Annotated in this window: 8 protein-coding genes and 2 pseudogenes; 4 read left to right on the top strand and 6 right to left on the bottom strand. The window is 56.1% G+C overall.

Annotation, left to right across the window (positions count from 1 at the left end; all coding sequences use genetic code 11):
• Positions 1-96 precede the first annotated feature (96 nt).
• The 5 genes from CAter10_RS22770 to CAter10_RS08715 form a co-directional block, all read right to left on the bottom strand.
• Positions 97-273, bottom strand: a complete 177-nt coding sequence (locus CAter10_RS22770; protein WP_164840428.1) for a hypothetical protein — start codon at positions 271-273, stop codon at positions 97-99.
• Positions 270-1985 carry a S53 family peptidase gene (locus CAter10_RS08735; protein WP_061533111.1) on the bottom strand — a complete coding sequence of 572 codons (1716 nt, stop codon included), beginning with the start codon at positions 1983-1985 and terminating at the stop codon, positions 270-272. Before CAter10_RS08735 ends, CAter10_RS22770 begins: the two co-directional genes overlap by 4 nt.
• Positions 1986-2866: 881 nt before the next feature.
• Positions 2867-3220: a c-type cytochrome gene (locus CAter10_RS08725; RefSeq protein ID WP_061533109.1), complete on the bottom strand. Its 354-nt coding sequence runs from the start codon at positions 3218-3220 to the stop codon at positions 2867-2869.
• Between the two features lie 12 nt (positions 3221-3232).
• Entirely contained in the window at positions 3233-3553 is a 321-nt protein-coding gene (locus CAter10_RS08720) for a c-type cytochrome (protein WP_061533108.1), read from the bottom strand.
• A gap of 317 nt (positions 3554-3870) precedes the next feature.
• Positions 3871-6090 (bottom strand): site-specific recombinase, encoded by a 2220-nt coding sequence (locus tag CAter10_RS08715; protein ID WP_082797844.1) that lies wholly within the window; start codon positions 6088-6090, stop codon positions 3871-3873.
• 170 nt (positions 6091-6260) lie between these two features.
• On the opposite strand from CAter10_RS08715, the pseudogene CAter10_RS08710 reads away from it, so the two are divergent.
• Together CAter10_RS08710 and CAter10_RS08705 are read left to right on the top strand one after the other, a co-directional pair.
• Positions 6261-7114, top strand: a pseudogene (locus CAter10_RS08710) (AAA family ATPase).
• Positions 7115-7154: 40 nt separating this feature from the next.
• On the top strand, positions 7155-8300 hold the full coding sequence (locus tag CAter10_RS08705) for a vWA domain-containing protein (protein ID WP_417924712.1): 1146 nt from the start codon (positions 7155-7157) through the stop codon (positions 8298-8300).
• 98 nt (positions 8301-8398) lie between these two features.
• Here CAter10_RS08705 and CAter10_RS08700 read toward each other — a convergent pair whose 3' ends face one another.
• Positions 8399-9238: a response regulator gene (locus CAter10_RS08700; RefSeq protein ID WP_061533107.1), complete on the bottom strand. Its 840-nt coding sequence runs from the start codon at positions 9236-9238 to the stop codon at positions 8399-8401.
• Positions 9239-9525: 287 nt separating this feature from the next.
• Here CAter10_RS08700 and CAter10_RS08695 point away from each other — a divergent pair.
• Together CAter10_RS08695 and CAter10_RS08690 are read left to right on the top strand one after the other, a co-directional pair.
• Positions 9526-11513: pseudogene (locus CAter10_RS08695) on the top strand (DNA topoisomerase IV subunit B).
• A 290-nt stretch (positions 11514-11803) separates the two neighbouring features.
• Entirely contained in the window at positions 11804-12688 is an 885-nt protein-coding gene (locus tag CAter10_RS08690; RefSeq protein ID WP_061533106.1) for a lytic transglycosylase domain-containing protein, read from the top strand.
• Positions 12689-12703 lie beyond the last annotated feature (15 nt).

The raw sequence follows: 12703 nt of genomic DNA, 5'->3' as shown, positions 1-12703 counted from the left end.
AATGATGATCGCGTGGCTTTCAGTGCTTTCCTGATCCCGTCAACAAATCGGCTTTACTTGCACAAAACCAGATTTGCCTGCAGGCGGCAAGCCATGTTACTTGGCAGGGAAAACGCTTGGATTAGCCGTAATGTAAGCATTGAGTTTATCGACATTCAAACTGCCAAAGCCAGTCGCCGCACTCCATCCCGATGCCGCCGCCTTCATCCCCGGATAGGTCGTGCTCCAACCGGTATAGTTGACTGCATCGCCGTCAACCGTTGCACTGGTCACAGGGAAAACCAGGCTCGGGTTAGATGGAATCGCTGCGTACAGGCCGAGTTCGGGAAACCCAGATTGTTGCCGTGCGCCGACTCCAGGCGCGCCCAGAAACCCGCGAACATTGGCGCCGCCATGCTGGTGCCGCCGACTACACCGGCTGCCGTGCCGCCGTTGTTCGAGGCGGTGATGTAGATGTAAGTGCCGCTGGCGGACGCTGCATCGAACACGATATCAGGCAATCCGCGTGTGGTGTGGCCAGTGCCGACGATGCTGGAAGTTTGCCACGCTGGCGCCGCTTCATTGCCGCTGAAACCGCCGCCGGTGGACCAGATACGCACCGCTGTGCCATCCCCAGTCGAAGCAGTTCCTTCATTCCACACTGCCTGGCCGTTATAAGCGCCAGCCGACGTTGTGAACAAGGCCGTGCCACCCACTGCGACAACATATGGAGAACTGGCAGGCTCACTCACGTCATAGGTCTTTTTCTGGGTGGTAGTCCTTGCCACACCCGGATTGCCAGCAGAGTCGGTATCGCAGTTGTACGGACCTGCATCACCCGCTGCGACGGAGAAAGTGATCCCCTGCGCCACAGCTTGCTTGAAGACGGCATCGTCTGCAGCTTGCGAACCGGATGACTTGGCAGCGGCCTCGCACTCGCCCAGCGAAACGTTGACGACGCTGGCGACGTTGGCAGTGACTGCCGCATTATAGGCGGCGGTCAGCGGCGCATCTTCCATCGACGACGCTGTATAGAATATCAGTTGCTTGACGCCGCCGGAGGCGCCATAGATCACTTGGCTATCCAGCGCCCATTCGACTTCGCCGGACTCGTCGGAACTCTCGGTGCCAACATAGACAACAGTCGGCGTCAGTTTTGGCAGGCTCGGATTATTGGCGAGGAAAGTGGCGAAATCATTCAGGGTGTACGTCATGTCCCCTTCGGAAATCGTACCGACAACTGCTGTGGATGCGGCAGGTGTGGTGACATCGCCATAGATCGCCGGGTATTGCACCGGGGTATGGGATGTTTCCGTGCCGGCTGCAGCTTGCGTGATCGTCTTCGCTGTTGCATGTACGCCGCTATGCAAAACATGATGTATCGCGGCATTCTGCAAACCAAGCACGGAACCAACGATGCTGCCCAACTCGGCAGGAACCTGCGCCGGCTTGTCATTTGCAAAAACACTACGACCTTCATGCGTAAAACGCTTCAAGGAAGTATTGAATGCCTGCGCCACCGTCGCTGCAGTGCCGTCTGCGCTGATCAGCGTGCGGTTCGAGCTGACGCTGATGTTTTTGAATCCAGCTTTGGTCAAGTGCGCAACGACAGCATCAACCTGCGCCTGGGTAGGCGAATATTGTGCGGCGAACTGTTCCGGGGTCAGGAATTTGTGATACGAAGCATTGCCCGGTGTATGCAGCGCTTTCAGGAAGCTCTCAAGCTTGTCCTGGTTACGCAATTGCAGACTCACTGTGATGCTCTTCAATTCACCCTGCGCCATATCCACCGCGACTTTATCCGCAGTAACCGCCGCACCGGTAGTATCGTGCGTCTGTACTCTTGGCAAAAACGCTTCTGTCTTGGTCGAAACCCAAGAAGACGTATCGACGGTCGCAGCCTGCGCGCCGAGTGCCGCACATGCCAGGGAAAGCGCTAATGCCAACGCAGAGGTGCGCGGAAGTGCCAAATCTCCGATCTTTACTGCTGATGCTTTAGATTTCATCTTCTTATTCCTTTTTTAAATAAAGTAAGCAACATGAAACAACGTGGAGACAACTTGCAGTAACGTCAGCGCACTTAGCAACCCATCCTGAATGCAATGCACGCAAGATGAAACCTCCCTGCAGCCTGAAATCTTGAGGCACGCACAGACCACAGATGTGCAGCACCACGCGGTTGCAAAAAAGCAGCCGTGCATGAGTACGCCAAACGTCAGATTTGCATCGCTAGTGGCGATGCGGGGATAACGGCCTTGCTAAGGACTCGTTATTGGGATGGCCGTCGCGCGAGATGCGGAGATCGCGCAATCAGTACCGAAATACGGAAGGGAATATGGAAGAAGGAATCCATGAACGGCCTGGATTGCGACTGCAAGGACACTGCATGTACTGCATGCTCAACGCCGATCATCACTATTCCCTTTTAAGGACTACCGATACGACAGCATTACGCTTGTGAGGTAAGTGTCGCCATGAAATATCTTGTCTTTCCACGTTACTGATGCTGCTTGATTCGGGTCCAGCATAAATCGCCAGTTTCCACACTGCAATAATTATTTATCCCCTTTTACATCTCCTTACAAATCTTCCGAAATCCCGGGCATAGGAAAATTCTGCGTAAGAAAATGGACACAAAATGAAATGTCACAGCACAAAAAGATACACACAATTTTCTGTATCGAAAGACATAAACATGCACTCATTCGGCGCGCGCCAAGCACGCAAGCATTCGTTCTGCAGGGTGAATGCACTCAACTGGTCTGCCGACAGATCAATCAACGCGTACCTCGCACTCTGCCGGTGCAGACGCACGAAAAAAAACCACGCAATCATGATTGCGTGGTTTTCGATTTGATCCGGCTCGGTAAGAACCGCTCGCCTGATTTTATTTGCGCAGCACCAATGTGGTCGGCAAGCTGTGCAGATAAGCTGCGATGTCCTGCACTTCCTGATGCGACAGCGCCTTCGCTTGGCCACCCATGATCGCATTGCTACGGCCGTAAGGGCCATCGCTACCGCGCTGATAGGCGATCAAGGCATGCTGCAGGTAATCCTGCGGCTGACCGGCCAGCTTTGGATAGCTGGGATCGATAGGACTGTGGAAATCGGCACCGTGACAGGACGCGCAGGAATATTTTTTCACTGCAGCTTCACCCGCCGCAATGTTGCCGGCAGCATGGGCATTGATGAATGCGCTGGTGGAAAGAAGAAACGCCACGCCAGCAAAAATTTTTTTCATTGTGTGGGTTCCTTATTTTTGCTGCGAGTAGTAAGCCGCAATGTCCGCCATGTCCTGATCGGACAAACTGGCCGCGATGCCGTGCATGGTTGGCATCTTGCGATCGCCCTTCTGATAAGCCTTCAGCGCACTTTCGATATATTTTGCGGATTGGCCGCCCAGCATGGGCACTTGATAGACTTCCGGGAAGGTGGCTTTATAGCCTGGGATGCCATGACATCCGATACACATCGATACCTTGTTTTCAGCTGCCTTGGCATTGCCGACGATGTCCGCAGCTGCGGCCACGTTGGCAAGACTCGCAAACGCGAGAAGTGCAATTAGTTTTTTCATAATAGCTGGGTAATTGTGTTGTGCTGCGAAACTTGCCGCGAATATTGCCTCAAATGCTTCAAGATATACAGCGTAGGCAGCAGATAATCTCCATTCTCCACCGCTTATACCGCAGATAAGGCAGCACTAACTGACGCGTGTTGCCGTCGCCACCCTACACTAAAAGCGATTAATTTTACCCCAAGAAACAATCAGAGTCCACGCCGGTCGATGTCAAAATCGCAGCTTTTAGAACACTATGGCCAGCATTTTGTGCCGCTTTTCAGGTGCCCCGGCACGCTCTTCCGCGGACGTCGGGCACGATGCAAAAGCAGCCGTCAACCCAGCCGGCTGTCGGGCGGGCGCGCCATCTCGCTTGGAGTTCCGGCCACAGCACCTGACTGCGGCGAAGCGATATCATCGTCGGCCGAAGAGTCCAGGACCTCCGTTACTGCGGGTTCCGTTGGCGCCACGGCCGGCGGTTTTTCAGGAAAAAGGAAGGAGCGCGGCGACGCACTGAAGCGCCGCAGCACCGCCCTGAATACCAGGCGCCGAATACGCCTCGGCACATCGCGTGCGCGCAGCGCCAGCGTTAGCGCACAAGCGAAGGAAACACCGACATTCAACAATCCGATGCTGGCGATGCCGGCCAGCGCCAGCCAGAATTGCGGCCTCGCCAGGACTTCCCAACCGAGGCTGCTGGCAGCCGCGGTCAGGCTGCCGGTGGCCAATGTCACGTGACGCACGTCCAGCGGCAAACCGAAGAATTGTGCCAGCACCGGCGTCATGCCCAACAGGAAACCCAACGTTACGTTGCCGGCGATCTGCGCCACATTGCGATCCAGCCATGCTGCCCAGCGCTCAGCCCGCAACGCGCCCAGCACATAGACCAGGCGACGCTGGTGCGTCAGCGCCTCACGCATCCGGCGCAGCGCAAACCAGTTATCGGCAAAGCCCGACGCCAAGCTCGACAGCCACAGCAGTATCCCGGTAAAGGCCGCAAACAAAGGCGTCGGTCCGATCAGCGACAAGCTATGCATGCTGGCTTGCGCATGCTCGGCAGTCATCATCGGCGCATCGGCAAACAGCAAGACACCGCCAGAAATCAGCAACATCATCGGAATCACTGCGATCAGGTTGCCGAACACTGCCGCTGCCTGCGAACGCAACAGCAACGCGATTTCACTTAGCAATGCGCGCAAACCTTCGACCGTATCGAGCTGCCCCATCTTGGACGCCAGCACCGGCGCCGTCACTGCCGGCTGCTTGGTCGCCAATACGCCGCCGACGGCGGAAATGGCGATGAAACTGACGGCATAGTTCAACGAGGCGAACAAGCCTTCGAAAAACCGCGCAGCGCCGAGACCGGACACCAGCGATTTGCCCAGCACTGTAAAGGCCGTGATCACGCCGCCGCGACAGGCTGCCTTGAACATGGCGCTGTATTCCCTGCTGTCGCGCGCGATGTAATGTTCGCCGTGACCGGCATTGCGTTCGACCATCTTGCGCGCTAGCAGCGAGAAACTGCGCTTGACCAAACCGCGTACCGACGAACCGTGGTGATGAGCCGCAATCAGGTCGCCCAGCAGGGCCTGGATCTGACCTGCGCCCGGCCCTGCTTCGCGATGATGATCCGGCGTGCCATAGATGGCGCCGCGCAACTCAACCAACCGCGCCATACGCGTCAGTTGCGCCCGCATGCGTTCGACCCGATACACCAGGCTGACCGAGACACCGTGCTCATCGAGATGCGCATAAATCTTGTCGGTCTGCGCCTGGCACACAGCGATCAGCATACGCACACTGCGCAATGCCGCCTCGTCGCGCGGACTGACATACAGATACGTCTCCAGTTCGCGGCGCAACACCATGAATGGTGTTGCCTGCAATGGCGTCTTGGCATCCAGGCGCTGACGAAACGCCTTGCTGATGCCATCTGCGACTACCGTTGTCGCCAGGTGAATCAGGGCTTCGTCGATTTGTTGCTCATAAGTGTGGGCGATACCGTCATCGGCGATCAGTTTCCAGACCCGCGCGACACTTTGCTGATCCAGCTCAAGCAGCCAGTCGGCATCTTCGGAGGTTGGAAACAGCGCGGTAAACAGAGCCGACAGATCGGCCTCGAAGGGCGGTTTTGGCAGCACCAGCTTGACCAGGTGCTCGGAGAGTTCGCTAAAGAAGGCCGGCTCATGCGGCAAACCAGTAGCGCAAAACAGTTCAGGACCGGCGGCCTCCCGCAGGGTTTTCTGCAATGTAGTCTGCACCACGCGCCGTACATGGCGATTTGCATCCAGCCAATCCAGCAAAAAATGCAGGCGTTGCTGCTTGACGCGCAGCAAAATTTCCTTATCCAACAAAGAAACTTTGGGTGTGTGGCGCAGCCACTCAACAATATCGATGATCCAGTTGGCGCGTTCCTGCCAGGCAGAAAATGGGCTGGCGCGACGCATCAGGGTATCGACTTGCGTGGCGTAATGCAGGCTGTCTTTTTGCTGGTGGCGCTCGCCAAGCCGAAACCGGCGCCACATCACCCGCAGGCGAAGAAATAGAATTTTCATTGGCTCTAGTGAATTGACGGTGAAGAAACTGTTATCTCAGCATCAAAATAACTCGATAGCGTTCTTAAGCGTTGCCGATGGGGCAGCTTAATGGCCAGCCAATTGGCCAATTGAATCTCGTTTATACTCGACTTTATTTGCTTTCACTTTACTTCACTTTACAATTGATGATGCGACCAGAGACACGTTTTGAAAGTTCCCCGAGCTACGTCGCCACCGACGACCTGAAACTGGCCGTGAACGCCGCCTTGACACTGCAGCGGCCGTTGCTGATCAAGGGTGAGCCAGGCACCGGCAAGACCATGCTGGCGGAAGAAGTTGCCGCTGCGCTCAACATGCCGTTAATGCAATGGCATATCAAGTCGACCACAAAGGCACAGCAAGGCTTGTATGAATACGATGCGGTGTCGCGCCTGCGTGATTCCCAACTCGGAGACGAGCGCGTCAAGGATATTCACAACTACATCGTCAAGGGCGTCCTGTGGCAGGCATTCAATGCCGACGAACAAGTGGTGTTATTGATTGATGAGATCGACAAGGCCGACATCGAGTTCCCCAACGATTTGCTGCGTGAGCTCGACCGCATGGAATTTTACGTCTATGAAACACGGGAAATGGTGCGCGCCAAGCACCGCCCGCTGGTCATCATCACATCGAATAATGAAAAGGAATTACCGGACGCCTTCCTGCGCCGCTGTTTCTTTCACTACATCAAGTTTCCCGACAAGGCGACCATGCAAGAGATCGTCAACGTCCACTTCCCGAACCTAAAGAAAGATCTACTGGCGCAGGCCCTGGAAACCTTTTATCAGGTGCGCGAAGTGGCGGGGCTGAAAAAGAAGCCGTCGACCTCCGAGTTGCTGGACTGGCTCAAGCTGCTGCTGGCCGAAGACATTCCGCCAGAAGCGCTGCACAGCAGCGACACCAAGGCAGTCGTGCCCCGCTGCACGGCGCATTGCTGAAGAATGAGCAGGATGTGCATCTGTTTGAACGCCTGGTGTTCATGGCGCGAAAAAATCGATAACGCCCCTGCCCTACATCATGCTGATCGATTTTTCTTCACCTTGAAAGATGCCAAGATACCGGTATCGATCAAGGAATTCCTGATTCTGCTGGAAGCTCTCCAGCGGCAAGTCATCTCGCCCACGCTGGATAACTTCTACTATCTGGCACGTACCACGCTGGTCAAGGACGAAGCCCACTTCGACAAATTCGACCAGGCCTTCGGCCGCTACTTCAAAGGCATCCAGACCATTTTCGAAAAGAACGCTGACATCCCGCTGGATTGGCTGGTGCAGCGCATGAAACGCGAATTGACGCCGGAACAACTGGCGCAACTGGAAAAATTCGGTTACGACAAGCTGATGGACCGCCTCAAGGAACTGCTGGAAGAACAAAAGGAAAGGCACGAAGGCGGCAACAAATGGATCGGCACCGGCGGCACCTCGCCGTTCGGCCATGGCGGCAGCAATCCCGAAGGCATCCGCATCGGCGGCAGCGGCGGCAATCGCACCGCGGTCAAGGTCTGGGACGCGCGCGCCTACCGCGATTACGACGACGAACGCGAACTGGGCACGCGCAACATCAAGGTGGCGCTACGCCGCCTGCGCAAATTCGCACGCGAAGGAATCGCCGAGGAGCTGGCGCTGGACGACACCATTCGTGCCACGGCCAATAATGCCGGCTATCTCGATATCAAGATGCGGCCGGAACGCAAGAACAACATCAAGGTGCTGATGCTGCTCGATGTGGGCGGCACCATGGATGACCATATCGAACGTACCGAAGAACTGTTCTCGGCGGCCAAGACCGAGTTCAAGAACATGGAGTTTTTTTATTTTCACAACTGCGTCTACGACTATCTGTGGAAAAACAACCAGCGCCGCCATGCCGAACGGTTTCCGACCTGGGACATTCTGCGCAAGTACACGCCGGACACAAAACTGATCTTCGTCGGCGACGCTACCATGAGCCCGTATGAGATTCTGCAGCCTGGTGGATCGGTCGAATACAACAACGAGGAAGCCGGCGCCGAATGGCTGCAACGCTTCACCAAGACTTTCCCCAAGTTCATCTGGCTCAATCCCGAACCGGAAGGCCTGTGGCAATACCGTCAATCGGTCGAAGTTATCCGGCAGCTGATGAGCAACCGCATGTTTCCAGTGACAATGGATGGGCTTGAGCGCGGCATGCGCCTGCTGAGCAAGTAAAACCGGGGCCGGACGCGCGCCTCAGGCGAACGCATGCAATTTGCAGGCAGATAAAAAGGGCGCCGCAGCGCCCTTTGAACATCATCCCTGGCAGTCTTTTATCTGCGCAGCGACAAAAATTTTCCCAATGCCAGCAATATCTGCGGCTGGTCGAGATGCCGGCTCAAGAACCCGTCGCAACCAGCCTGCTGGGCGCGCGCATGGTCGTAGACGAAGTCCTTGTCAGCCAAGAGAACAATCGCGATTCGGGTGTCTTGATGTTGGCGCTTGATGGTTGCACACAAATCGTAGGGATCGACGTTCGGCAGTTGCGGATTGATCAGCACGATCGAAATGGTCTGGCTGGTATAGACCTCCGCAGCGGCTTCGGCACTGCCGACCCACTCGACCGGCACCACATGGTGCGCCATCGCCATGGCCAGGTCGTCGCGAAATGTCGACTGGGTGTCGATCACCAGAATGCGGTCGATCTGCGGCGACTGCACCCTCATCCGTTCGTATTCAACAGGATCGGTCAGATCCAGATCGAGACGTTCGCGCCGGCGGCGGTCAGGCGCGCTATTCGCCAGCGCCATGTCTGATGGATTCTGCTTGGCCAGCATGATGAGACGGCGCTCAATCAAACTGTCGAGGGCGTCAAACAGTTTGAGCCAGCGGATCGGCCGAGCGACCGTGGTGTACGGCAGCTCCAGATCCGGGTTGCCGACCAGCAGCGCGGGCCGCAAATTATTCGGCTCCATGTCGGCAAGGATTGCCAGCGCCTTGAGATCGTCTGCATTGACCAGATATAGGTCCGGCTCCTGCAAGCTGTCTGCCGACAGACGATGGTACTGCTTCTCACGATTCTGCTCTACCGAGAACGTGGCATCGAAGATATTGATTTCACGGGCGGAAAAGCCGATGAAACGGATAGCAAATGGTGCGTTATGATTTTTCATTATTTTTGTTCTCCCTGGTACGCGAACACCGACGATCGCATGATATCAGTGTCTTTATTTGCATTTTATTTTTATCAATACAATGTGCAAAACAACAACATTTTCTTGCCAAACACCAACTCTGCAGTGCTTTGATATCAACGCGCTTGAATGGATATTTCTGATTGACTACACGGCTTGAACAACGGCCGGCCTTTTTTTCATTAGAATGCGCACAGGATAATAACCAGCATCATCCGTTTTAGTTGCAAATTAACAATAAGTTACACTTAACCCAACAAAGCTGAATGGCAACCAAAAAATCACCGCAGTCTGACTACAGCGAATCATCAATCCGTGTATTGAAGGGCCTGGAACCGGTCAAGCAACGTCCGGGCATGTACACCCGCACCGAAAATCCGTTGCATATCATCCAGGAAGTCATCGACAACGCCTCGGATGAAGCACTCGGCGGATTTTGCAAGAACATCCTGGTTACCCTCAACGTGGACGGCAGCGTCAGCGTCGAGGATGACGGCCGTGGCATTCCGGTCGGGCTTCATCCAGAAGAAAAAGTCCCGACGGTAGAGATCGTGTTCACGCGATTGCATGCCGGCGGCAAATTCGACAAGGGTAGCGGCGGCGCCTATTCATTTTCCGGCGGCCTGCACGGGGTTGGCGTATCGGTTACCAATGCCCTCTCGTCGCGCCTGGAAATCACAGTCTGGCGCGAAGGCGGCGTACATCATATGGTGTTCGCCGATGGCGACGTGATCGAAAAACTGACCACACGTCCGATTGGCCGCGACGACAAAAAATCCGGCACACGCGTCACCGCCTGGCCGAATCCGAAATATTTCGATTCACCAGCCATCTCGCAACCGGAACTGCAGCGCCTGCTGCGCTCCAAGGCGGTGTTGCTGCCTGGCGTCAAGGTCACGCTGCTCAACGCCAAGACCGGCGACAGCCAGACCTGGCAATATGACCAGGGCTTGCGCGGCTATCTGATGGAATCGCTGGCGCAATCGTCGAACGCCGAGCCACTGATCCCGTTGTTCGAAGGCGAGCAATACGCCGGCGCCGACGCCGAAGGTTTTGCCGAAGGCGAAGGCGCCGCATGGGTCGTGGCCTGGACCGAAGATGGCGCCATCGTACGCGAATCGTATGTCAACCTGATCCCGACGTCGGCCGGAGGGACCCACGAATCTGGCTTGCGCGAAGGCCTGTTCGGTGCGGTCAAGAGTTTCGTCGAAATGCACTCGCTGTTGCCGAAGGGCGTCAAGCTGTTGCCGGAAGACGTGTTTGCGCGCGTCTCTTTCGTCTTGTCGGCCAAGGTGCTGGACCCGCAGTTCCAGGGCCAGATCAAGGAGCGCCTGAATTCACGCGACGCAGTGCGCCTGGTTTCCACCTACACTCGGCCAGCGCTGGAGTTATGGTTGAACCAGCACGTCGAGTATGGCAAGAAACTGGCTGACCTGGTCATCAAGCAGGCGCAGAATCGCTTGCGCTCGGCGCAAAAGGTCGAAAAGAAAAAATCCTCCGGCGTTGCCGTGTTGCCTGGCAAACTCACCGATTGCGAATCCAGCGATATCACCCGCAATGAATTGTTCCTGGTTGAGGGCGATTCGGCCGGCGGCTCCGCCAAGATGGGCCGCGACAAGGAATTCCAGGCCATCCTGCCGTTACGCGGCAAGGTGCTCAATTCGTGGGAAACCGAACGCGACCGGCTGTTTGCCAATAATGAAATCCACGATATTGCGGTGGCCATCGGCGTCGATCCGCACAGCAAGGGCGACACCATCGATTTCAGCGGCCTGCGTTACGGCAAGATCTGTATCCTGTCCGATGCCGACGTCGACGGCTCGCATATTCAGGTGCTGCTGCTGACCCTGTTCTTCCGCCACTTCCCGCAACTGATCGATCGCGGCAACATCTGCATCGCACGGCCACCGTTATATCGCGTCGACGCTCCGGCGCGCGGCAAGAAGCCGGCGCAGAAGATCTACGCGCTGGACGACGGCGAGCTGGAAGCCACCGAAGATAAATTGCGCAAGGACGGCGTCAAGGACGGCGCCTGAGCATTTCACGCTTCAAAGGTCTAGGTGAAATGAATGCCGAGCAGTTGTGGGAAACCACGATGAATCCGGATACCCGTCGGCTGCTACCGGTCACGCTCGGCACCTTCGATCTGGAAGCCTCGGAAAACCGCTTCAACATGCTGATGGGGAAAGGCGAAGCAGCAGCGCGGCGCGCCTGGATTGAAGAGCATGGCAATGAAGCCGAGGCCGATATCTGATACGTTGTCAATCGGCAAAGTCGACGCCATAATCGGCGTCGGCCATCCATATCGGCAAAACGTATTATGATGGACGAAATTTTATACGTCGCACGCTCCAGCGGCCAGCCCAACAAGGCTGTTCCACGTAACTTCGATCATCCTGCAATATGCGTCCGCGCAACGCCAGCATGCAACGGTTTGCCCATAGTACTTATGCCACCCGTCGTGCGGGCCGGCAAACTCAAAGGACATTGTTTTTAATGAAATACCGCAACGCCAATACCTCTAGTGTTGGTTACCGATAGCAGATGAACAAGCTTCTCCATCATCTGGGCCAACATCTCGCAGGATTCCTGTTGACACTCGCGCTGCTGGGCGCGGTAGGCAGCGCGCGTGCGGATATTTACGGCTACATCGATGCGGATGGCGCCGGGCACTTCTCGACCGAAAAACTGGATAATCGCTATCAGCTTTTCATGCGCGGCGACGCCGCTTTCGACTCATCGCAACTGATGGCCGACAAGGGCACGCCACTCAATCCGAAACTGCGCGACAGCCCGTTGTTCCGTTACCTGTCGCAGCATCCCAATCTGAAGAAATACGAAGCGCTGGTGAATCAGGCTGCGCGAGAATTCGCACTTGAGCCGGCGTTGCTGAACGCGGTGATGGCAGCCGAATCCGGTTTCAATCCCGGTGCGGTCTCTCCCAAGGGTGCGATCGGCCTGATGCAGATCATGCCGACCACAGCCGAACGCTACGGCCTGACGGGCGACAAGAAAAAACCTGTTGAGCAAAAACTGACCGATCCACGCACCAACATCCGGCTTGGCGCACGTTACCTGCGCGACTTGCGAAATATGTTTCCCTCGCGGCCAGATCTGGTGATTGCATCCTATAATGCCGGCGAAGGCGCAGTGCAGAAATACAACAACCAGGTGCCGCCGTTTCCGGAAACGCGTAGCTACGTGCAACTGGTGCGCCAGTTCTACCAGTTGTACAAGCCGGCATTCGGCGAGATCACCATGGGTAGCAGCGGAAGCAACGGCAGCGGCAACCTGAAGCGCGTCCATCTGGTCATTCCAGGGCGCAGCAATATGCCGCCTCCGGTGACAGAAGCCAGTACGCTGCCGAATCCGCCAGCCATCTCGTCAACACCAGCCATACCTGCGGCGGCAACGCCTTTTAACGAATAATTTGCTTGAATCTCC

Origin of the sequence: Collimonas arenae (genome assembly GCF_001584165.1) — a bacterium.
Lineage (GTDB): Bacteria > Pseudomonadota > Gammaproteobacteria > Burkholderiales > Burkholderiaceae_D > Collimonas > Collimonas arenae.
This window is presented reverse-complemented; position numbering and strand designations above follow the sequence as displayed.

Bases quoted from the DNA above. Each gene is read 5' to 3' on its own strand.
- CAter10_RS08735 (WP_061533111.1), bottom strand. From the start codon at position 1,985: ATGAAATCTAAAGCATCAGCAGTAAAGATCGGAGATTTGGCACTTCCG.
- CAter10_RS08700 (WP_061533107.1), bottom strand. From the start codon at position 9,238: ATGAAAAATCATAACGCACCATTTGCTATCCGTTTCATCGGCTTTTCC.
- CAter10_RS08690 (WP_061533106.1), top strand. From the start codon at position 11,804: ATGAACAAGCTTCTCCATCATCTGGGCCAACATCTCGCAGGATTCCTG.
- CAter10_RS08725 (WP_061533109.1), bottom strand. From the start codon at position 3,220: ATGAAAAAAATTTTTGCTGGCGTGGCGTTTCTTCTTTCCACCAGCGCA.
- CAter10_RS08720 (WP_061533108.1), bottom strand. From the start codon at position 3,553: ATGAAAAAACTAATTGCACTTCTCGCGTTTGCGAGTCTTGCCAACGTG.
- CAter10_RS08715 (WP_082797844.1), bottom strand. From the start codon at position 6,090: ATGAAAATTCTATTTCTTCGCCTGCGGGTGATGTGGCGCCGGTTTCGG.